The sequence below is a fragment of the Bacillus sp. FSL E2-8900 genome (assembly GCF_037966225.1).
In the GTDB taxonomy this organism is placed as follows: Bacteria; Bacillota; Bacilli; order Bacillales; family Bacillaceae_G; genus Bacillus_A; species Bacillus_A cereus.
Window position 1 is genome coordinate 2,259,481 of record NZ_CP150193.1, and the last position, 20,775, is coordinate 2,280,255.

Genomic DNA, 20,775 nt, shown 5'->3' on the forward strand with positions numbered 1-20,775 from the left:
TTATTAGGAGAAGAAAAAATGGAAAACAATGGAAAATAAAAGCATTTTAAAAGGCGGTCTTTCAATTATTTCTCAATGTAAAAAAGAAACAAATGATATTTGGCATGCACATTTTGGAGCAGCTGCAATTGCTAGTTATTTTTTTATGAAAGATAATAATATTGATGAAGAAACAGCTCGTAATATGTATTCGCAAACAAGGATGATGCTGAACAAGAAAAAAATTGGTGAGATGATTGATGATAAAAAAGAAATAGATTTTAAAATTGCGGAAAATATGATTATAAAATCTTTAGAACAAACGATTGATGAGCTTCATTGGGTGGGGCATAACGTCATTTATGCGTCATTAAGTTTATTAGCTATGAAAGAGCTACAAAAATGGGGTGATAATCAAGCAATTGAAGGGATTACTACTCTTATTTTATCATTTCGAAAAACAATTCCGGGTAGATCGTGGATTGGTTATACGACGAAAGAAGTAAAACAATTAAGTTTTGAAGAGGAGATACAAAGTGAATTGAGTAATCCAACACAAGTATCTCAGTTCATTTTAAATGAGTTATCGAAATTTAATAGTATTTATCGAGCGGAATCACATCATGATTTAATTGGGCATTTGCTTACATACTCCCACGCAATTAATATAATGTACGATTTAGGACATATAGATATATTTCAACGAGGGATACGTCCGCTGTTAAAACTAGTATACGTACTAAGAGCTAGCCAAAAGCTCAAGCTGAATACGGAAATAACTTTACACTCACCTATAGATCGATTACCTTTAATTCAATCTAAACGTGCAAATATTTTACCAACTGAAAATATATTTTGGATAAAAGACTATAGTGAATTCGATTGGGATTTTGGTCATGTATTTAAATTCTCATATAGTTATTTTAATCATATACAGAGAGCTCCAAATTATAAAGATATCACATTAGAAAAATTCCGTTATGTTATTCATTCTTAATGAATGTTAATGATCTGTAAAAGGATGTTTAATCTAGTTTCTTTTTTTGTTAGTAGTATATTATTTTTTCAAATATGTAAGATTTTACATGTGTATTTTACTTTTACTAATTATGTAAGTAGGCTATACTGAAATACATACATTTTATTTTTGGAGAGATGTAAAACGACATGGAACTAGCGAAATTGGAAAAAGTAATTGAAATAAAAAAAGAAGAACTTTTATATTTAGTATCGGATTATGGAATTCAACATGAAAAAGTATTGGCATTGAGTCAAGAACTAGATAAATTAATCAATTACTTTATGTTTTTAAAATAAAGAGAACTATGACGGGGTTTGTAAATGTTATAGTTCTTTTTATTAGGTAATTAGACAATATATTCAAATATATTGTCTAATTTCTTACAGAATGCACAACTTGCTAGTCGAATATAAGGACTTTTGGTTATAATAAAAAGGAATTATTAATTGTATCGGTTAGGAGCGCAGCACATATGAAAACAGTTGTTGTTATCGGTGGAGGTATAACGGGACTTTCTACTATGTTTTATTTAGAAAAATTAAAAAAGGATTATAATATCGCTTTAAATTTAATTCTTATTGAGAAAGAAGAGTATTTAGGTGGTAAAATCCATAGTGTGGAAGAAAAGGATTTCATTATGGAGTCAGGAGCGGATTCAATCGTTGCTCGTAATGAATATGTTATGCCACTTGTAAAAGATTTAAATTTAGAAGATGAAATGGTATATAATGAAACGGGTATTTCTTACATATATTCTGAAAACATGTTACATCCGATTCCTTCTGATACTATATTTGGGATACCGATGAGCGCCCGGTCGTTGTTTAGCAGTACGCTAGTCTCAACGAAGGGGAAAATCGTAGCTTTAAAAGATTTTATAACGAAAAATAAAGAGTTTACGAAAGATACATCACTTGCTCTATTTTTAGAAAGTTTCTTAGGGAAAGAGTTAGTGGAAAGACAAATTGCTCCTGTGCTTTCAGGTGTATATTCTGGTAAATTGAATGAGCTTACAATGGCATCTACATTACCATATTTACTGGATTATAAAAATAAGTATGGAAGTATTATTAAAGGTTTTGAAGAGAATAAAACACAATTTCAATCAGCAGGAAATAAAAAATTCGTATCATTTAAAGGTGGACTATCTACGATAATTAATCGCTTAGAAGAAGTGCTGACTGAAACTGTCGTAAAAAAAGGTGCTATAACGACGGCTGTAAGTAAACAAGAAGATCGATATGAGATTTCTTTTGCAAATCATGAAACAATACAAGCTGATTATGTTGTTTTAGCAGCTCCACATGATATAGCACAAACTTTATTACAGTCTAATGAGTTAAATGAGCAGTTTAATACATTTAAAAACTCATCTCTTATTAGTATTTATTTAGGATTTGACATACTAGATGAACAACTACCAGCTGACGGTACGGGGTTTATTGTAACGGAAAACAGTGATTTACATTGTGATGCTTGTACATGGACAAGTCGAAAGTGGAAACATACATCGGGTAAACAAAAATTATTAGTTAGAATGTTTTATAAGAGTACCAATCCTGTATATGAAACAATCAAGGATTACAATGAAGAAGAATTAGTACGAGTAGCTTTATATGATATTGAAAAGAGTCTCGGAATTAAAGGTGAACCAGAAGTAGTTGAAGTTACAAATTGGAAAGATTTAATGCCGAAATATCATTTAGAACATAATCAAGCGGTTCAAGCATTGCAAGAAAAAATGACAAATCTTTATCCAAATGTATATTTAGCTGGTGCCTCATATTACGGTGTTGGAATTGGTGCGTGTATTGGAAATGGAAAGAATATTGCCAATGAAATAATGGCTACATTAAATAAATAATACTGTAGAATAAATAAAAACTGTTCCTTCAGCAAAATGAAGGAACAGTTTTTATTTATTTTATTTGAATGGAAATTTTATTGTTTTTTACATTGTTTTCTTTTATTGTTAATGTTATTTCTCCAGATTCTTTAAATGAATACGGTGATAGTTGATAAATATCTTTTATATCATGTTTTTCTTGTAATTTACTTATCGGTATTAATACGATATTTGGCTTCCATGTTTCTTGTTTTCCTGAAGGATATTCTATAAGTATTACCGGATTTTTTAACTGCATTTTTTTCCAAGAGACGAAATATAGTTGAACTTCAGTATCTTTTTTTAATAATTCTTCGGAGAAATAACCGAATTCGCCTACATTACCGAAAACAGTGTAGTTTTGATTTTTTAATTTAATATCTAAATAACTAGGTTGATATGTTACTGCATGATAAGTTCCATATGAAAGTGAGAGTATGGCAGCGATTAAAATACCGATTGAAAATGTCTTAAAGCTATTGCCTTTAAAGTTAGTCATCATGAAAGAGTTTGGTGTGAATTTTTTTGCGAATAAAAAAATAAGTAATATGAGTAAGAGGGATAAGCCGATGAATATATACATAGGAAATTTACACCTCCACAATAAAATAATATATTAACTATATTTTACCATAAATGTATGGGGTAGGGTGGTTGTTTGGAAGGAGAAAATGAAGAAACAATTTTTTTTACAGTTCTTGATAATTTGAAATTCGATTTATGGAAATTATAGCGTCATGTTTGAGTAGTAATCAGAAGGTATCCAATTCGTGTATATAGAATAAAGAGGGAATGCGTCATTAGAAATGTTTGATTTATGGAACAATAAGGACTTTAGTAATTATAAATATTTTTTCTGATATAATGAATGAGTAGAGAGAAAGGAGTGATCCTATGGCATTTCCTATATTAGAAACAGAACGCTTACGTTTAGTTGAAATAGAACAATCTTATTGTCAAAAAATATATGAAATCTTTTCATTGGATGAAGTAACGTGTTATTACGGTATGAATTCTTTTACGGAGTTTGGACAAGCTTCACGTATGATCGAATCTTTTTCGAAAAATTACTTTGAGAAAAAGGCAATACGATGGGGAATTGTGTTAAAAGAAACGAACGTTTTAATAGGAACAATTGGACTAAACAATTTACAATTATGGAGTAAACGATCTGAGATTGGATATGACCTGCATCCTCGTTATTGGGGAAATGGTTATGCGTCAGAAGCGGCTCGAGAAATTATTGATTATGGGTTTAAAGATTTGGGTTTGTTTAGAATTGGAGCTATTACATATCCTGAAAATGTTACTTCTTGTAGAATGTTATCTAAAATCGGCTTTCAAAAGGAAGGTCTATTGCGCGGATATATTCATCAAGGAAATAAGCAACACGATGCATTATTGTATTCTATAGTGCGAACTGATATTGAAGACATAAATTTATAATAAAAAAAACCCTCTTAATTAAAAGAGGTTTTTTTTTATTATAAATTAACCTAATTTAGGCAATAAACGTTCTCCGCTTTTCATGCTACTTTTACATAAAGGGCATTTAGGCTCTTCTTCAAATGAAAAGTTCTTTCTCATCCATCCTAAACAATCCTCTGATTCACATTCCCAAACAGGGGTTTGTTCTGGTGGTACTTCTGCTACATCGTTCTTTCGATTGCGATACATGTAACCACTCCTTTTATGTAAAAAATTTTAGTTATATATTAAAAAGGTTGTTAACCTTGCTGGTAACAACCTTTTTATTGTTTGAATTATAGCTTTACAACGTTTTTAGCTTGAGGTCCGCGGTTACCTTCGTCAAGAGACTTGAAGCCGTCGCCAGTGATAGCTGAGAAGTGAACGAATACGTCGTTACCGTCTGCAACTTCGATGAAACCGAAACCTTTTTCGCTGTTAAACCATTTTACTTTACCTGTTAATGTCATGGTAATGCCTCCTAAAAGTAGAAAAATTACAATATGATCGGCCTTATTTGAATGAAAATAAAAGTTCACATATTATCAAAAACCCATAAGGAGTACAAAATGTCCCTGATTGATACTTGATAATATGCAAAGAAAATATAGTGTTAAATTGACCTTAATTACTATCTTACAACAAATGGTGGGAAATAGCAAGTGCTGGTAATACCACTGAGTAATCTGGGTGATAATAGTAAAGGCACAAAGGCACCTCTTTTATTTATATATTATTCCTAATTTGGATTTATGCAAAATCATGTAAGAAAAACTTAGAGTAAATATTAATATTGCATTTTTTATGGTAAAATATGGTTGTTAACTGTTGGTAGTTAAATATTATAAAAGGAGAAAAGAAAGTGAAAAATAATTCATTTATAATAATTGAAGCAGCAAAAGCAGGGAGAAAAAAGGTGCATCCAGTCTTTGCTGTAATATTAGCCATTATATTTTTGACTTTAGGCGAACTTTTTATGTTATTTATGTTATTTTTACCAAAAGCTGAAACGATATTCATGAAAGGTATTTATGACAATGTTAGAATGGTGTTAACGTTTGGCGGAGCTATATTTATTTTATTTATATGGGTTCGTTTTGTAGAAAAAAGACCTTTTTCATCCATTGGCTTTTGGAAAGAGAAATGGATGAGAAAGTATTTAAAAGGTGCGTTAATAGGGTTTGTATTTATTTCAACGCCAGTTATTCTACTATTATTAATGGGGAGTATGAAATTGCAAGTACAACATATTACCTCAACAGTAATAGTAGGAATAGTAGGATCTCTAGTTGCATTTTTAATACAAGGGGCAACGGAAGAAATTATTGTACGAGGTTGGTTATTCCCGGTTCTTTCTGTTAGAAGTCGTATATGGGTTGGAATAATTGTAACTTCATTTTTATTTGGATTTCTTCATCTACTTAATCCGGGAATTACAATATTATCTATATCGAATATAATATTAGTGGGTGTTTTCGCAGCTTTATACGTATTGAAAGAAGATGGTCTGTGGGGAATATGTGCATGGCACTCAATTTGGAACTGGGCTCAATATAATGTATATGGCTTTGCAGTTAGTGGCACAACTGTATATTCTACTCCAATTTTTAAGTCTATAACAAATGGACCAGAAACATTGCATGGAGGCACGTTCGGAATTGAAGGTAGTATCATTACAACAATCATGCTCACTATCGCTTCAATTGTTTTATGGAGAAAGTTATGGGGAAGAAAAGCGAAACAACGAAATTTTAGTTAATGAAAGAGGGGGAAACTATGGGGATAATAGCATTTGAGGGAGCAAGCGCTGTTGGTAAAAGTACCACGTGCCGTGAATTAGAAAAGAATTATGGTGCTTATATAATACCTGAAGTGAATTCTTTATTTGAAAGGCCAAAAAATGAACATAGAACATGGTATTTTGAAAAACAAGTTGAGCGCTGGAATATAGCTGTTCAGAAGTCAGAGCAATATGAATTAGTAATACTCGATGGGGATATATATCAACCACTTAGTTATAATTGGTGCTTTCATTTTGATATATTTAATCAGCCATTATCTTTAATAGAAAATTTTTATAAAGAAAAGATGATAAATAGGGAAATTGGTTTTCCAGATCAATATTTTTATTTATATACGAACGATGAAGAACTTAGAAAGCGGAAAGTATCTGATGAGACGAAAAGAAGAAGAAACTTTGAAAAACATTTACATATATCAAAATCGTTTCAGCGTTATTATGAAAATTTAAATACTGTTACAGATGGGTATTGTAAATTAATTGAGGCGAAAAGTGTAAGAAATAATGAATTAGAAATAGTGAGAAACTCAAAAAATTTGAACATGTGTGAAGAAAGACGTTTTGATGTTTCGAGGTTAGATGCTATTACGAAGTGGTTAAAAGAAAATCGTGCATAAAGTAAAAACAACGAGTGTTGTAGAACGCGCTCGTTGTTTTTTTGTTTCTTTATAAATATAAAGGAAAAATTTGTAGAATATTTTCATTATTTAACAGAATAATCTTTCAATTTTAAAGAAAAAGAAATACAATATGAGGAAGTATATATAAATAATATGATAGGGGATGCGATATTTTGAATGAAGTAACAGTTTTTATATAAGAAATAATTAGGTAGTCAGAACAGAGATATTTGGGAGGAAACAAGCGAGATGAAAACATTTTTGAAAATAATAGGTGTTATAGCTGGTATGGCGGTAATCGGAGTAGGTTTAACATATGGTATGCTGCATTATTTAAATAATAGTAAACCAGCTGCGAAAAAGGCATCACCAGCTGCTCCAGCAGTAGAAGTATTAGCTGATAGTAACGTAAAAGCAGAAGATGCAAAGCTTTTAGAAAATGGCAATTATTCATTGCCAAATAGTGGTTTTAATAAAAATTTTAAATGGACAGATGAGAACATACAGACAGCATTACATGAAATGGCACATCAAAAAGCGAAAGCTGATCAAAAGTGGGGCTATATTTTTATTACACAAGAGCGGATTGAAAGCTTAATTGATATTGTAAAGAGTAATGATCTTGTGCAGGGAAGTACATATGTAGAAATTTTAGAACGATGGAAACAAGGGAAATATGAAAAGGTTGATGGGGATCACAATAAGATTTGGAAATTACAAAGTGGGAATTTAGGAGAAGGAAAAGGAGTAATGTCGGAAGCTGAGCAAAAAGAATTAATTAATCAAGTGTTTATGAACAAAGGTACATATTCAGGTAGTAAATTAATTGCAGGTGGGGGACAGACTAATAAATAGTATACTAATTAATGAAAGAGAGTAATTGCTTATTAGGCAATTACTCTTTTTATATGTACGTCTTAATATTTTAGTCTCGTTCAAGTAAGGAAAGAAACGACTGTAACACCGGGGAAATCCATCTAGATTTATGATAGATTACATGACTTTGAATAACTGTTGGAGTTTCGATAGGCTGAAAACATAGTTGTTCTTTTTGACAACTTTCTTGTACAACGATATAAGGAAGAATTGAAATGCCTAACTCACACATAACGGATTGTTTAATGACTTCAACATTGGAAGTTTCAAATGTTTTATCTGGAATATTCCCGCTTTGACGTAAAAAACGATCTACCATTGGCCTATAGCCGCAGCTTTGTTCTGTAAAAATGAACTGGGTGTCCTGTAATAACTGGAATGGATTTGTATGCGCAGAGGAATAAGCTGGTAAAATCCATCCAAATGTTTCATTACTAAAAGTACGCGTAATAAAATCATTATGTTCTATACTTTCTCCAATTATGAAGACAGCGTCTGTTTCTCCTTCACGTAATTTTTGTAATGCTTGTTCATTTGTGTTCGTTTCAAGCATGATATTTACTTTCTGATTTTTCTGTTTGTAAGTACGTAATAATTGTGGTAATCGATATACCGCTAATGATTCATTAGATGTAATACTTAATGTACCTTCTAAATAATCTGTGTTTTGGGGGATTTCTTGCGCTTTTTCATATATTGAAAGTAATTCTAATGCATAAGGATGAAATTGATGACCTGCTTTTGTAAGTAGCACTTTTTTCCCTAACCGATCGAAAAGTGGAATATGTAAATCGTTCTCTAAAGCTTTCATATGTGCTGTAACAGTAGATTGCGCATAACCTAGCGCATGAGCAGCTTTAGAAAAATTACCATACTTCACAATGGCGCAAAATGTTTTAACATGTCTCATTTCCATAAGCGATCCCTCTTTTATTATCATGATTTGTGAATGATTATATCATGTATTTTAATTTTCCAAATGATTAAATTCTGTATAAAATGAAATTGTAGAAATATTCATTTAGGTGATATTGGAGGAGAAAAGATGAACAAAAAGGGCTATCATGTAGCTGTTATTGGGGCTACAGGTGCGGTAGGGCAAAAAATTATTGAACTGTTAGAGAATGAAATAAAGTTTAATATAGTTGAAGTTACATTGCTTTCGTCAAAACGATCCGCTGGTAAGAAAGTAAGATTCAAAGGACGAGAGATAATTATACAAGAGGCAAAAACAACTAGCTTTGAAGGTGTAGATATTGCCTTTTTTAGCGCTGGGGGAGAAGTATCTAGACAATTTGTAACTCATGCAGTTTCTAGTGGTGCGATTGTAATTGATAACACAAGTGAGTACCGAATGGCGCAAGATGTACCGCTCGTTGTTCCGGAAGTAAATGCGCACACTTTAAAACAGCATAAAGGTATCATTGCAGTTCCAAATTGTTCAGCATTACAGATGGTAACAGCACTTCAGCCGATTCGAAAATCATTCGGTTTAGAAAGAATTATCGTTTCAACATATCAAGCTGTATCGGGTTCTGGCATTCATGCGATTCATGAATTACAAGAGCAGGCTAAGTCTATGCTTGCTGGTGAAGAAGTGAAAAGTAATATATTACCGGCGAAAAAAGATAAAAAACATTACCCAATAGCGTTTAATGTACTGCCTCAAGTAGATATATTTACAGACAATGATTTTACTTTTGAAGAAGTAAAAATGATTCAAGAAACGAAGAAAATATTAGAAGATGAAAACCTGAAAATGGCAGCTACTTGTGTACGTGTTCCAGTTGTATCAGGGCATTCAGAATCGGTTTATATAGAACTGGAAAAAGAAGTAACCGTTGCGGAAATCAAGGAAGTACTAATGGATGCACCAGGTGTTATTTTGCAGGATAACCCTAGTGAACAGCTGTATCCAATGCCATTATATGCAGAAGGGAAAATAGATACATTTGTCGGAAGAATACGTAAAGATCCTGATACGCCAAACGGATTCCACCTCTGGATTGTTTCCGATAATTTATTAAAAGGTGCGGCTTGGAATTCAGTTCAAATCGCAGAGACTTTAGTGGAAAAGGGGATACTTTAATATAGTTTAAAAAACTGGGAAATCGTTAATGATTTCCCAGTTTTTATTTCATAATGGTTTTCTATATTTCGACCAACTTTACTTTAAATTAGTTGTTATTGAATTTTTATAAATATCTACTTTATGTGCAGTGAAGCGTAAGGTTTTGGATTCTGCATGAATTGTAAGATTAATAATAATCGATAACGGCATTTCGACCGTTTTCACAATATCTTCTATAGCAATATACTCATTTTTTGCTTCCTTATAATAAACAACAGAACGAATTACGGCCTCGTCACCTTCAATATCAATTTCACACATCATAGGGAATTTTTCACCATTATGTAAGAATAATTCGCCTAGTACGATTGAACCGTTTAATTCTTCTGTAAAATTAGTAGTTGCCGCTGGTTTTACCCATGTTTCGTCATGTTCTTCGTTTTCCTCTTCATCTATTGCCCATTCCCAAATGGGGTTTTGTTTTAGGTCCTCAATAGTTAATTTATCAATTGGTTTGCAACTACTCATACATAAATTCTCCTTTTATTTTGATAAATAAGTTTTTTGATTTCATGAATTAGATGATTGCTTATAAGTGGGTTTAACAAAGTATTTTGCTCATTTGATATCCAAACTACTTTATTTTGAAATAAAGCTATTACAGCAATATTAACAAAACTTTAATTGTCTAGTAAATAATTATTAGTGGAGATATTAAAATGGAATGGTGTTAAAGAAAGATAGTAAAAAACATCAAGGATGAATGAAATCCATTTGGTACGATATGGATATATCCAATGTGAGGGGGAGTTTGATGTATCAAGTAAAGGGGTATTTTTCATCATTAAAAGGAAGTTATTATGAGATTGGAAAGCAACAAGGGGAATTCGTGAAACAAAATCCGTATCTCATCCCGCAATTTATACACGAAGAAAATGTAATATCTAATAACCATTGGACAGAATCGAGAAATATACTAAACAAACATTGTCCAGGCATAAATGAAGAAATTGAGGGGTTTTGTGAAGTGTTAAAAATTCCTTCAAAAAATATGATGTATTACTATCAAACACTATTGAAAGCAGGTTGTAGTCATTGTGCAGTATTACCTAAAAAGACAGATTCAAAACACACATATGTATTAAGAAATTATGATTTGTCACCAAAAATAGATGATATGCGTTTTTGTTCAACTCATGTTGAAGGTGCGTATGCACATAGTGGCTTTTCTACTCAATATTTTGGCCGAACGGAAGGGGTTAACGAGCATGGATTAGCTGTTACATTTTCAGCATGTGGTCAACCAGTAGGAAACATTGCAGGTTCAAGAAAGCCAATGGTAAATGGTTTACAGTGTTTTGCGGTAATTCGATTGTTGTTGGAGAAATGTAAAAATGTGCAGGAAGCTAAGTCACTAATAGAAGAAATACCAATTGCTAGTAATATTAATTTAATAATAGCTGATCCTTTAAGTGCAGCATATATTGAAATATTTGACGGTCATAAATCGACAATAACGATTGATGGTGAAAAACAAGCTTTTATTGTATCAACAAACCATGCAGTTAGTTCATCAATTCAGAAATTAAATAATAGGAAATTAGAACAATCAACAAAGAGATATTACCTTTTACATGAGCATTTAAATAGATGTGAACAAGTAAGCATAGAGTCTTTAAAAAAGTTAGTAGAAGAAGAATATCCTGCTGGACTTACTGTGCATAACTATGAAGAATGGTTTGGAACTTTACATTCTGTATTATTCGATTTACATGATTGTACAATGAAGATTTGTTTCGGATCACCACTTTTAAACGACTGGTATCCATTGAAAGTTGGAGGAAGTATGCCGTTTTCTGAGGTGAACGTGAACTTTAAAAATAAAACTTATACTGACTTTTGGAAGGAAGATAAGAATGAATTGATACCTAAAAGATAAATGGGATAAGATGGTGATGTAAAGAGTGCATTTATACTGGAGGGATTATCAATACTAAAGGTTATGTTACCATTTGTTCTTATCTTTTTTCTTGTCATTGCGATGTATATTGCTTATCAAAAGAGAAAAAAGTCTGGGATAAAAGGATTGAAAAGTGCGGTAACTTCTATTTGCTTCTTTTCACTTGCAATCTTAAATATGTTTGCATATTGGTTTCATTTTGGCGGTGCTTTTACTTGGTTATTTTCAATTGTATTATTGCTAGTTGGTGCATATTTTACAAAATATATTCCAATATCTAAAAGGGTACATTAAAGTTTATAGGAGTTAAATATAATGTTTACTTTGTTTTGAAAAGAGATTATTCTACTAAATTGTTGTGAAACGGTTTCATAGGATAATCTCTTTTGTTTAGTTTTGGAAAGAACGTACTGTGATTTTTAGTTGCTCAATAAATTCTCGAGTTGCAGCACACATATATTTATCTTTTCTATAAATTAGCCCTATTTCAATTATTGGAGTAGGGTTTTCTATTTTAATAGCTTGAATGTTTTTATTTTGTAAAAAGTCTATATATGGTTTGGGTAACACTGTAATTCCCATTCCTTTGGAAACCATTTGGATTAAAGATTCCATCGTACTAATTTCTAAAATTGGCCTTGGTTTAAAGTTTAACTTTTGACAATGAGATGTAATTAGTTCGGTTAAAAAGAAATTTTTAGGTAAAAGAATTAAAGGGTAGTTCTGTAATTCAGCAATAGATACATGATTACGTTCAGCTAATCGATGACCAGTGGGCACGACCAATGTAAGATCGCTTTTGTATAGAGGGATGGAGATAATCTCTTTATCTTGCACCGGGAGAAATGTAATTCCAATATCTAGTTCGTTTTGTAATAATTTTTCACGAATATCTCCTGTACGAAGCCCTAATACAGAAAGCTCTATATTAGGATATAAATTATTAAAATTTAAAATAGCTGGTGGTAGTAAATAATTTACGACGGTTAACAAAGCCCCTATTGTTAAGGAACCTTGCTGTAATCCGTTTAGGTCTTGAATAGCTGAACGAGCTTGTTCGACTTCATGAAAAATGGTTTTACTATGTGATAATAAAATCTTCCCTGCTTCAGTTAATGATATTTTTTTACCAATTCGATCGAAAAGTGGCATTCCTACTTCATGCTCTAATGCACGTATTTGTTGACTTAGAGAAGGCTGTGAAATATTTAATTTTTCAGCTGCTTTTGTGAAATGTAATTCTTTTGAAACAGCTAAAAAGTATTCAAGTTGTCGTAATTCGATTGGAATCACCTCAAGTATAATAATAGGTTATACCTATCATTATTATATAAATAATTGAATTGAACAATGGTTTTAGAGGTTTTATAATCATCTTTATATAACAGAGAGGTTTGTAAAAATTAATCGAGAGAAAATACATGTAACACCTGTAAAGGAGGAAATAGAATGGCTAATGAATATCAATTATTATCTTTAAATATAGGATTACCAAAAGAGGTTACATACGGCGGAAAAGTAATTCATACAGGCATAAATAAGAAACAAGTAAAGGAACCGGTATATTTATCCTTTGTAAAATTTAATGGGGATGGACAAGCTGACTTAGTTCATCATGGAGGAGTAGATAAAGCAGTTTGTGTTTATACTGGTGATCACTATCCATATTGGAAAAAAGAATTGAATCAAGATTTTGTATATGGGGCTTTCGGAGAAAATATAACAGTTAGTGGTATGCGCGAAGAGGATGTTTGTATTGGTGATACGTTTGAGCTAGGACAGGCAATCGTACAGGTAACACAGCCAAGGCAACCTTGTTTTAAATTAGCAAAAAAATATAATATTCCAAAGTTACCACTATATTTTCAAGAAACAGGATATACAGGATTTTATTTTCGTGTATTAAAAGAAGGATGGGTATCATCAGTCGATACCTTAAAAAAACTACAGTCTGATCCAAAAGGTGTTTCAGTAGCGTTTGCTAATCGTATCATGCATAAGGAAAAACAAAATATTGAAGGGGTAAAAAGGATATTAGAAGTAAATGCACTTTCAAATAGTTGGAGAAAGTCTTTTGAAAAGCGTATAAGTGGAGAAGAAATTAATACGAAGGAAAGACTTGAAGGGATAAAAGAATAAAAATATTTTATTATAAATAGTGTATTTCTATTAGTAAAAGCTAATTAGAAAGCGCTATTTTTATATAATAAACTAATTAATATCCAGAAATCTTAATATTGTTTTATTCGACTTATTTTCAAATAGTCAAAACATAAAATTAATTAGACTTTTTTTTATGTTTTATGATAGTATATTGATTGGTAAGACCTCTATTTTTAAGAGTAGGTCATATAAGTATATCTAATTTAATGGAATTTAATATTTGGAGGTACAACATGGGGAATGTTGAAAAATTGGCAAGTCTTCTAATAGAAGAACCGAAAAGAGAGCAGTTATTTCCTTTATTTGAAGAAGTGTTTGGAATTAAAACTCAAACATTGAATGATTTTTCGGATAAAGGATATTGGGATGATACATATAAAGCTTTATCGTTTTTACAAGAAGATAAAGTGATTGCAAATGTTGCGGCATTTTCACTCCCATTATTAATTAATGGTGAAAAAATAAATGCAGCGGGTATTCAATCAGTAATGACACACCCTAATTTCCGTAGACAAGGGCTAATGACACAATTAATGGGTAAAATGATAGAAGAAATTGATAAGAAATGTGACTGTGCATTATTGTTTACAGAAAAACCTGAACTATATACAGCATTTGGGTTTAAAGTTGTGCAGGAATATTTGATGACTATACCATATGATAAAAATATTAATAATAACGATTCACTACTTAAAAAGTTAGATTTCTATAATATAGAGAATAGACAGTTAATACATGAAACTATTGATAGTAGCCAAAGACTTTCAAATAGTTTTTCAACTTTAAACTTCCATCCTTCATTTTATTTGAATATGTATGATTCGGAATGGAATGAGAAATTGTATTATTCAGAGAAACTAGATGCTCTAATCGTTTATGAAGTAGACAATGAAAAGTTGAAATTATTTGGAGTATTTGCGCCAGTACTTCCGGTTTTAGATGAATTATGTGGAGAAATCAATGAAAGGTTTACGGAAATCGAATTTTATTTTTCTCCGGATCAATTAGGGGTTGAGGATGTACAGTTTACAGAAGTACAGTCTAGCAAGTATTTAATGGTTCGAAGTGATAAAGAGTTAGATTTTAAAGGTTATAAATTCCCAGTATTAGCGGAGTTTTAAATGTCTATATAAATGCTTTATTATGGAGGAGCTATGAATATATCGTATATACCAGAACATATTGAGCAACTCACTATAATGAATGTACCTGATTACTATAAAATTAATGATAATCATGCGTTTATTGTCCGTTCGAAAGCAGAAACTGATTTTTGGCTAAAAACACATTATGGTTTTGAAGTAATGAATGGTCATGTGTTTTATAATGAGATGATGACAGACTTTCAAGCTGAAGTTCAGTTACGTATGAATCCAAATTCAAAATTCGATCAAGCAGGTCTTTTTGTTATGATTTCGGAGAACTGTTGGCTAAAAACATCTTTAGAATATATCCCCGAAGGGCCATCTCACTTAGGTGCTGTCGTAACGAATAATGGATATTCTGATTGGTCAACGCAAGATTATCCAACTGAAGCAGCTAAGCAACAACTGCGTTTTCGAATTATTCGAAAACGCGGTGATTATACAATATATGTGAAAAAGAGCCATCAATGGGAACAAATAAGAATCGCTCATTTAATGGAGGATATAGGAAATGAGCCTATTAAAATAGGTTTTTACACGTGTAGTCCTTCTAAAAATAAGGGATTTGAGACTGAGTTTTTAAATTTTACAATTGAAGAATTATAGATGAAAAACCGTATTCTTTTCATTAAGAATGCGGTTTTTGTATTTACATAATATAAAGCATATGTATTGACCAGAAAGTCATTAATACTTATCATTTAATAATGTTAAATATTAATTTACATAATATAATAGAAGTAATGAAGAAATTACAAAAAATATCGCTTAAATAAGGAGGGATATGAATTATTCAGTGGTAATTTCATGGGAAAAGGAGACTATGTATGAAATCATTTCGTAAGTTATTACAGTATTTAAAACCATACATGTTCTTCGCTATTATTGGACCGCTATTTATGGTACTTGAGGTTGCGATGGACTTAATTCAACCGACTATTATGCAACATATCATTGATGTTGGGATTGCAAATCGGGATTTAAATTATGTAATAAAAATGGGGCTTCTTATGATAGGAGCAGCAGCACTCGGTTTAGTTGGAGGGCTTGGGTGTATGATGTATTCTACAAAAGCAGCTGTTAATTTCGCTACTGACATACGAAAAGATGTGTTTGCGAAAATAGAAACATTTTCTAGTAATAATCGTGATTCATTTGGAACAGGTAAATTATTAACGATCGTGACGAATGATATCACTTCCATTCAATCAGCAATGACAATGACATTACGTGTTCTCGTTCGTGGTCCGCTGTTATTTATCGGAAGTATAATTATTGTTTTTGTAACAGCAAGAGAGTTATTTCCAATATTACTTGTAGTTGTTCCGATTTTATTACTTGCGATTATTTTAATTGCAAGCAAAGCAAGTGGTACATTTAAAAAGGTGCAAGAGGCATTGGACAAAGTGAATACAAAGTTACAAGAAAATTTATCTGGTGTACGTGTTATAAAAGCGTATGTAAGACAAAAATATGAAATCGCTCAATTCGGAAGTGTAAATACAAATTTAACGAAGATAAATATTCGAGCTGTGCAACTTATTTCTTTAATGATGCCAATCATTATGCTAGTTGTAAGTGGTGGGATTGTCGCAACATTATGGATTGGTGGAGAAAAAGTATTCAATGGAACGCTTCAAGTAGGAGCGATTTTGGCATTTATTAATTACTTGAATATCATTTTAATGTCACTTATGTCGATTAGCATGGTATTTATTCAAATTGCGCGAGCTTTTCCATCTGCGGATCGTGTACAGCAAGTGTTAAATACCGAGGTTGATATTATAAGCGCAGCTAATGCAATCGAACCTGAGAAAATCGAGGGGAATATCGAATTTAAAAATGTTAGTTATAGCTATACGAAAAATAATGAATACGTTTTAAAAGATATTTCGTTTAGCATACAAAAAGGTGAAAAAGTAGGGATTATTGGATCAACTGGAAGTGGTAAATCTACCTTAGCGAAACTGTTACCACGTCTATATGATGTGGATCAAGGTGAAATATGTATAGATGGAATAGATGTTAAAACATATGATTTGCAAAAACTCCGTGCTTCAATAGGGTTTGTACCTCAGAAGGCTTTGTTGTTCTCAGGTAGTATAGAAGAGAATTTACGTTATGGTAAAGAAAATGCAACACATGACGAGCTGGAAGTAGCAGCTGCATCAGCTTGTGCGACTGAGTTTATCAATAAGCTGGAAGAATCTTATCAATATAATTTAACACAAGGCGCGACAAATCTATCAGGTGGACAAAAACAACGTGTATCAATTGCAAGGGCACTTGTGAGAAAGCCACCGATTCTCATATTAGATGATTCTACATCAGCAGTTGATGCAAAATCAGAGGCTACTATTCAAATAGCTTTAAAAACAAAATATAAAGGCACAACAACTTTATTAATTGCGTCCAAAATTTCTTCCATAATGGATGCGGATAAAATACTTGTATTAGATAATGGTGAATTAGTTGGCAATGGTACACATGAACAATTGTTAGAACAAAGTGAGGTTTATCAGGAAATTTATCTTTCCCAAGGTGGTAATTTGGATAAAGAAGGTGGGGAAGAACATGCGTAATTTTCAAGGGCAATTTGCTAATAAAGGTGGACGAAACACCCCAAAGATGGGAAAAGCTAAAAATGCTCAAGGAACTGTAATGCGGGTATGGAACTATATGGGCTATCAAAAAGCTGCTCTTATGTTTGTTATATTTCTAGTCGTTGTTACTACATTACTTGGATTATTAGGTCCCTATTTTATGGGAGTCATTATAGATCAATATATTGTACCGAAAGATTTAAGTGGTACAGCAAGAATGTGTATGTTACTTATCGTGATTTACGGTGTAACTGTACTTTTAACATGGTTACAAACATTTGTCATGATTAACGTTGCATTAAAAACAATTCAAAAAATACGACAAGATATTTTTGAGAAAATCCAAACGCTTTCTTTACGGTTCTTTGATGTGCGTTCCCAAGGTGATTTAATGAGCCGTGTGACAAATGATATAGATAATTTGAATCAAGCTTTGACACAAAGTGTTGTACAAATCATTTCATCAGCGTTAACTTTTATAGGTGTAACGATTGCAATGTTCGCCTTAAATTGGATTTTAGCAATTGTAACTTTAATTACAGTACCTATTATGTTTTACGTTACAAAAAAACTAGTTGCATATAGTGGTAAAAACTTTGCGAAGCGTCAAAAAGATTTAGGTGAATTAAATGGATTTATTGAGGAAGCAATTACAGGTGCGGATGTTACAACGTTGTACGGAAAAGAAAAAGAAACTGTACAAAATTTCAATAAAATTAATGAACAGCTAAGAGTTTCAGCTACGAAGGCTGATACATTTTCAGCTTTTATTTTTCCAAGTATGAACTTTATTAATAACTTAGGTATGGGGCTTGTCATTGGGACTGGATCAGTTATGGTTTTAAACGGAATGACAACAGTAGGAGTTATTGCGGCTTTTATTAATTATTCTCGTCAATTCTCAAGACCGCTAAGTCAATTTGCGACTTTAATGAATACAATTCAAGCGGCAGTTGCTGGTGGAGAACGTGTTTTTGAAATTATGGATGAGGTACCAGAAATTCAAAATAAAAAAGACGCATTCGTTGTACAAAATTTAAAAGGGCATGTTGTACTTGAGAATGTTTCATTTGGCTACGCAGAAAATAAAACGATTTTAAAAGAAGTGAGTCTTAAAGCGCAGCCAGGAGAGACAATTGCTTTAGTTGGTCCGACTGGATCAGGGAAAACAACAATCATTAATTTGTTAACTCGCTTTTACGATATACAGCAAGGACAAATTCATATTGATGGAAAAGATATAAAAGATTATGATATTAATTCTTTACGAAGTAAAATAGGAGTAGTTTTACAGGATGCGTATTTATTTGCTGGTTCGATTATGGATAATATCCGTTATGGACGCTTAGATGCTAGTGATGAAGAAGTTATAACTGCAGCTAAGGCAGCATCTGCACATTCTTTTATTAAGCATTTGCCAAATCAATATGAAACAGAAATTGCTTCAGAAGGATCGAATTTAAGTCAAGGACAAAAACAACTTCTTGCGATTGCACGAGCAATTTTAGCAGATGCAGATATATTAATTCTCGATGAAGCGACATCAAATATTGATACAAGAACAGAATTACAAATACAAGCAGGACTAAATAATTTAATGAGAGGTCGCACAAGTTTTGTGATCGCTCATCGACTTAAAACAATTGAAAAAGCTGATCAAATTCTTGTTATAAAAGATGGAAATATTTTAGAAAGAGGGAATCATGAATCTCTCATGGAAGATAGAGGGTTTTATTTTGATTTGTATACGAGTCAGTTTAAAATATAGTAAAAGCATTGATATGTTGCGGTTTCTCTTGAGAGGAGAAACCGCATTTTTTATATTTGCAAATATTACTATCCAAATGGCCTTTCACTACATATTTTAACAGCATCCACCTGCATTCCAGGCAAAACATGTGAATAGCGATTTAATGTTATGAACATATCTTTATAACTGAAGTGTTCACTTACAGTCTTTGGATGTATACCTTGTTTCAAAAGTAGCGTAGCATGTGTATAATAACGTAAATCATAAAATCGAACTTTAAAAATCGGAGTTTAAATAAAAAGAGCGCTGTTAAAAGCGCTCTGAGACAAACCATACATTTAGAGAGGAATCAAGATAATATATGGATATTGTGTGAGAATGTTGTAGGTTTTAATTAAAAATAAAGCACACATATAAGTGTGCTTTTATGAACGCTTTAGATTTGTATGACTATATAGTTATACAATAAAATATGCTTGTTTAATATAAATGTGTGTCAAATCTATAAAAAGATATTGTGTATAAGGAACAATAAATGTTAATTAGCCAAGTCTTTTGTTTTTATCCTGCTATTTGCCGGACAGTAAGACCCCCACCTTAAAATTCAGCGGAAGCAAAGAAGTTAGGTGGGGGCCGGACTGCCCATAAAAGCCCGATTGGTGAGGGCTGATTAAAGTTTCACTTTATTAACGAATTTGCACAACTGTTAACGCTGCAGAACGAATATCTACTGTACCTATTACTTCAACGGGGACAATTTGAATTAAATCACCAGGGTTCAAGTTAATTAGAATGACCCCACTTGATACATCAACTTCACCAGTTCCGATAATATTAGAACGGACTGCGGATCCGGATCCTGCAATAACATTAGTCGATGAATTTAATGTCAAGAAAAAGCGTGCTGCTTCCGGGGCTAATGGAACGTTATCAAGGCTAATCGTTAATGTATAGCTAATTTGATAAATACCAGCTACCTGAATTTTAATACCAGTTCCAGTACTAATTGTATCATTGATTACAGGGACAGTAATATTAGGATTTGGGCCTGTACTAGGTAATAGTAGTGGTGTAAATAATGTTGCAAATTGAGGTGAAGTAGCATTGAAGGCAAAACCTAGGGCAGGTAGTGTACTAGGTGCTTGTGCTTCACAATTAAAATTAGCGAATTTACGAATGGATGAGCGCATATTTTCACTCCTTTCTTGTATTTAGATTTCGTGAGTATTAACTTCACATTTTGGACAAGCATAATACAATATATGAAAATTTATAGTAGATAGTGCACAAGCATTACTATTACGGATAAAGCTATGAATAATAATAAATACTATATGGAAAAAGCAGTTAGCTAACTGCTTAGTAGGTTCTCCAAGAGCAAATAGGCGCAAAATTATTGCACTCTCAAAAAGATCACTACAGATAAGTGCTCTT

The 20,775-nt window shown here is 32.0% G+C and carries 22 protein-coding genes; 15 read left to right on the forward strand and 7 right to left on the reverse strand.

Going from position 1 to position 20,775, the window contains the following annotated elements; translation table 11 throughout:
• The first annotated feature begins 28 nt into the window (after window positions 1-28).
• From NST90_RS11685 to NST90_RS11695, 3 genes are all read left to right on the forward strand, one after another.
• Complete coding sequence (locus tag NST90_RS11685) at window positions 29-976, forward strand: hypothetical protein (RefSeq protein WP_000428899.1); 948 nt, start codon at window positions 29-31, stop codon at window positions 974-976.
• 170 nt (window positions 977-1,146) lie between these two features.
• A complete protein-coding gene (locus NST90_RS11690) occupies window positions 1,147-1,296 on the forward strand; it encodes an aspartyl-phosphate phosphatase Spo0E family protein (protein WP_000417698.1) in 150 nt (49 codons plus the stop codon).
• Between the two features lie 176 nt (window positions 1,297-1,472).
• Window positions 1,473-2,864, forward strand: coding sequence for a protoporphyrinogen oxidase (locus tag NST90_RS11695; protein ID WP_000860337.1), 1,392 nt, complete (start codon window positions 1,473-1,475; stop codon window positions 2,862-2,864).
• Window positions 2,865-2,919: 55 nt separating this feature from the next.
• Here NST90_RS11695 and NST90_RS11700 read toward each other — a convergent pair whose 3' ends face one another.
• Window positions 2,920-3,468, reverse strand: coding sequence for a hypothetical protein (locus NST90_RS11700; protein WP_000275232.1), 549 nt, complete (start codon window positions 3,466-3,468; stop codon window positions 2,920-2,922).
• A 311-nt stretch (window positions 3,469-3,779) separates the two neighbouring features.
• On the opposite strand from NST90_RS11700, the gene NST90_RS11705 reads away from it, so the two are divergent.
• Window positions 3,780-4,331 carry a GNAT family N-acetyltransferase gene (locus NST90_RS11705; protein WP_000885398.1) on the forward strand — a complete coding sequence of 184 codons (552 nt, stop codon included), beginning with the start codon at window positions 3,780-3,782 and terminating at the stop codon, window positions 4,329-4,331.
• 45 nt (window positions 4,332-4,376) lie between these two features.
• Here NST90_RS11705 and NST90_RS11710 read toward each other — a convergent pair whose 3' ends face one another.
• Both NST90_RS11710 and NST90_RS11715 read right to left on the reverse strand, forming a co-directional pair.
• Window positions 4,377-4,562, reverse strand: coding sequence for a cold-shock protein (locus tag NST90_RS11710; protein ID WP_000286203.1), 186 nt, complete (start codon window positions 4,560-4,562; stop codon window positions 4,377-4,379).
• Between the two features lie 86 nt (window positions 4,563-4,648).
• On the reverse strand, window positions 4,649-4,822 hold the full coding sequence (locus NST90_RS11715) for a cold shock domain-containing protein (RefSeq protein ID WP_283748177.1): 174 nt from the start codon (window positions 4,820-4,822) through the stop codon (window positions 4,649-4,651).
• A gap of 392 nt (window positions 4,823-5,214) precedes the next feature.
• On the opposite strand from NST90_RS11715, the gene NST90_RS11720 reads away from it, so the two are divergent.
• From NST90_RS11720 to NST90_RS11730, 3 genes are all read left to right on the forward strand, one after another.
• Entirely contained in the window at window positions 5,215-6,111 is an 897-nt protein-coding gene (locus tag NST90_RS11720; RefSeq protein WP_000794820.1) for a type II CAAX endopeptidase family protein, read from the forward strand.
• Entirely contained in the window at window positions 6,111-6,770 is a 660-nt protein-coding gene (locus NST90_RS11725) for an AAA family ATPase (RefSeq protein WP_025709627.1), read from the forward strand. Before NST90_RS11720 ends, NST90_RS11725 begins: the two co-directional genes overlap by 1 nt.
• A gap of 252 nt (window positions 6,771-7,022) precedes the next feature.
• A complete protein-coding gene (locus NST90_RS11730; RefSeq protein WP_000846982.1) occupies window positions 7,023-7,628 on the forward strand; it encodes a PRK06770 family protein in 606 nt (201 codons plus the stop codon).
• A 70-nt stretch (window positions 7,629-7,698) separates the two neighbouring features.
• Here the strand turns inward: NST90_RS11730 and NST90_RS11735 are convergent, their stop codons facing one another.
• A complete protein-coding gene (locus NST90_RS11735; RefSeq protein WP_000425902.1) occupies window positions 7,699-8,565 on the reverse strand; it encodes a LysR family transcriptional regulator in 867 nt (288 codons plus the stop codon).
• Between the two features lie 129 nt (window positions 8,566-8,694).
• On the opposite strand from NST90_RS11735, the gene NST90_RS11740 reads away from it, so the two are divergent.
• The gene (locus NST90_RS11740) at window positions 8,695-9,738 is read left to right on the forward strand and encodes an aspartate-semialdehyde dehydrogenase (RefSeq protein ID WP_046392685.1); all 1,044 of its coding nucleotides are present in this window, start codon (window positions 8,695-8,697) and stop codon (window positions 9,736-9,738) included.
• 78 nt (window positions 9,739-9,816) lie between these two features.
• Here the strand turns inward: NST90_RS11740 and NST90_RS11745 are convergent, their stop codons facing one another.
• Window positions 9,817-10,248, reverse strand: coding sequence for a hypothetical protein (locus NST90_RS11745; protein ID WP_044307218.1), 432 nt, complete (start codon window positions 10,246-10,248; stop codon window positions 9,817-9,819).
• A 286-nt stretch (window positions 10,249-10,534) separates the two neighbouring features.
• Here NST90_RS11745 and NST90_RS11750 point away from each other — a divergent pair, with 286 nt between their 5' ends.
• Together NST90_RS11750 and NST90_RS11755 are read left to right on the forward strand one after the other, a co-directional pair.
• Window positions 10,535-11,659, forward strand: a complete 1,125-nt coding sequence (locus NST90_RS11750) for a C45 family peptidase (RefSeq protein WP_044307217.1) — start codon at window positions 10,535-10,537, stop codon at window positions 11,657-11,659.
• A gap of 63 nt (window positions 11,660-11,722) precedes the next feature.
• Window positions 11,723-11,974 (forward strand): hypothetical protein, encoded by a 252-nt coding sequence (locus NST90_RS11755; RefSeq protein WP_000936605.1) that lies wholly within the window; start codon window positions 11,723-11,725, stop codon window positions 11,972-11,974.
• A gap of 96 nt (window positions 11,975-12,070) precedes the next feature.
• Here the strand turns inward: NST90_RS11755 and NST90_RS11760 are convergent, their stop codons facing one another.
• Window positions 12,071-12,973, reverse strand: a complete 903-nt coding sequence (locus tag NST90_RS11760) for a LysR substrate-binding domain-containing protein (protein WP_000612238.1) — start codon at window positions 12,971-12,973, stop codon at window positions 12,071-12,073.
• A gap of 156 nt (window positions 12,974-13,129) precedes the next feature.
• Between NST90_RS11760 and NST90_RS11765 the strand changes: the two genes are divergently transcribed.
• From NST90_RS11765 to NST90_RS11785, 5 genes are all read left to right on the forward strand, one after another.
• The gene (locus NST90_RS11765) at window positions 13,130-13,819 is read left to right on the forward strand and encodes an MOSC domain-containing protein (protein ID WP_001263000.1); all 690 of its coding nucleotides are present in this window, start codon (window positions 13,130-13,132) and stop codon (window positions 13,817-13,819) included.
• 257 nt (window positions 13,820-14,076) lie between these two features.
• Window positions 14,077-14,964 (forward strand): GNAT family N-acetyltransferase, encoded by an 888-nt coding sequence (locus tag NST90_RS11770; RefSeq protein ID WP_000528664.1) that lies wholly within the window; start codon window positions 14,077-14,079, stop codon window positions 14,962-14,964.
• A 33-nt stretch (window positions 14,965-14,997) separates the two neighbouring features.
• Complete coding sequence (locus NST90_RS11775; protein WP_001027670.1) at window positions 14,998-15,594, forward strand: DUF1349 domain-containing protein; 597 nt, start codon at window positions 14,998-15,000, stop codon at window positions 15,592-15,594.
• A 221-nt stretch (window positions 15,595-15,815) separates the two neighbouring features.
• Complete coding sequence (locus NST90_RS11780; RefSeq protein WP_000834780.1) at window positions 15,816-17,570, forward strand: ABC transporter ATP-binding protein; 1,755 nt, start codon at window positions 15,816-15,818, stop codon at window positions 17,568-17,570.
• Window positions 17,563-19,359, forward strand: a complete 1,797-nt coding sequence (locus tag NST90_RS11785; RefSeq protein ID WP_001243564.1) for an ABC transporter ATP-binding protein — start codon at window positions 17,563-17,565, stop codon at window positions 19,357-19,359. The genes NST90_RS11780 and NST90_RS11785 overlap by 8 nt, the downstream gene beginning before the upstream one ends.
• A gap of 668 nt (window positions 19,360-20,027) precedes the next feature.
• On the opposite strand, the gene exsF is transcribed toward NST90_RS11785, so the two are convergent.
• A complete protein-coding gene (gene exsF, locus NST90_RS11790; protein WP_001257875.1) occupies window positions 20,028-20,531 on the reverse strand; it encodes an exosporium protein ExsF in 504 nt (167 codons plus the stop codon).
• Window positions 20,532-20,775: the final 244 nt, after the last annotated feature.

Excerpts from the sequence above, each read along its gene's own strand:
- NST90_RS11685 (WP_000428899.1), top strand. The coding sequence starts at position 29 with ATGGAAAATAAAAGCATTTTAAAAGGCGGTCTTTCAATTATTTCTCAA.
- NST90_RS11690 (WP_000417698.1), top strand. The coding sequence starts at position 1,147 with ATGGAACTAGCGAAATTGGAAAAAGTAATTGAAATAAAAAAAGAAGAA.
- NST90_RS11695 (WP_000860337.1), top strand. The coding sequence starts at position 1,473 with ATGAAAACAGTTGTTGTTATCGGTGGAGGTATAACGGGACTTTCTACT.
- NST90_RS11700 (WP_000275232.1), bottom strand. The coding sequence starts at position 3,468 with ATGTATATATTCATCGGCTTATCCCTCTTACTCATATTACTTATTTTT.
- NST90_RS11705 (WP_000885398.1), top strand. The coding sequence starts at position 3,780 with ATGGCATTTCCTATATTAGAAACAGAACGCTTACGTTTAGTTGAAATA.
- NST90_RS11710 (WP_000286203.1), bottom strand. The coding sequence starts at position 4,562 with ATGTATCGCAATCGAAAGAACGATGTAGCAGAAGTACCACCAGAACAA.
- NST90_RS11715 (WP_283748177.1), bottom strand. The coding sequence starts at position 4,822 with ATGACATTAACAGGTAAAGTAAAATGGTTTAACAGCGAAAAAGGTTTC.
- NST90_RS11725 (WP_025709627.1), top strand. The coding sequence starts at position 6,111 with ATGAAAGAGGGGGAAACTATGGGGATAATAGCATTTGAGGGAGCAAGC.
- NST90_RS11730 (WP_000846982.1), top strand. The coding sequence starts at position 7,023 with ATGAAAACATTTTTGAAAATAATAGGTGTTATAGCTGGTATGGCGGTA.
- NST90_RS11735 (WP_000425902.1), bottom strand. The coding sequence starts at position 8,565 with ATGGAAATGAGACATGTTAAAACATTTTGCGCCATTGTGAAGTATGGT.
- NST90_RS11740 (WP_046392685.1), top strand. The coding sequence starts at position 8,695 with ATGAACAAAAAGGGCTATCATGTAGCTGTTATTGGGGCTACAGGTGCG.
- NST90_RS11745 (WP_044307218.1), bottom strand. The coding sequence starts at position 10,248 with ATGAGTAGTTGCAAACCAATTGATAAATTAACTATTGAGGACCTAAAA.
- NST90_RS11750 (WP_044307217.1), top strand. The coding sequence starts at position 10,535 with ATGTATCAAGTAAAGGGGTATTTTTCATCATTAAAAGGAAGTTATTAT.
- NST90_RS11755 (WP_000936605.1), top strand. The coding sequence starts at position 11,723 with ATGTTACCATTTGTTCTTATCTTTTTTCTTGTCATTGCGATGTATATT.
- NST90_RS11765 (WP_001263000.1), top strand. The coding sequence starts at position 13,130 with ATGGCTAATGAATATCAATTATTATCTTTAAATATAGGATTACCAAAA.
- NST90_RS11770 (WP_000528664.1), top strand. The coding sequence starts at position 14,077 with ATGGGGAATGTTGAAAAATTGGCAAGTCTTCTAATAGAAGAACCGAAA.
- NST90_RS11775 (WP_001027670.1), top strand. The coding sequence starts at position 14,998 with ATGAATATATCGTATATACCAGAACATATTGAGCAACTCACTATAATG.
- NST90_RS11780 (WP_000834780.1), top strand. The coding sequence starts at position 15,816 with ATGAAATCATTTCGTAAGTTATTACAGTATTTAAAACCATACATGTTC.
- NST90_RS11785 (WP_001243564.1), top strand. The coding sequence starts at position 17,563 with ATGCGTAATTTTCAAGGGCAATTTGCTAATAAAGGTGGACGAAACACC.
- exsF (WP_001257875.1), bottom strand. The coding sequence starts at position 20,531 with ATGCGCTCATCCATTCGTAAATTCGCTAATTTTAATTGTGAAGCACAA.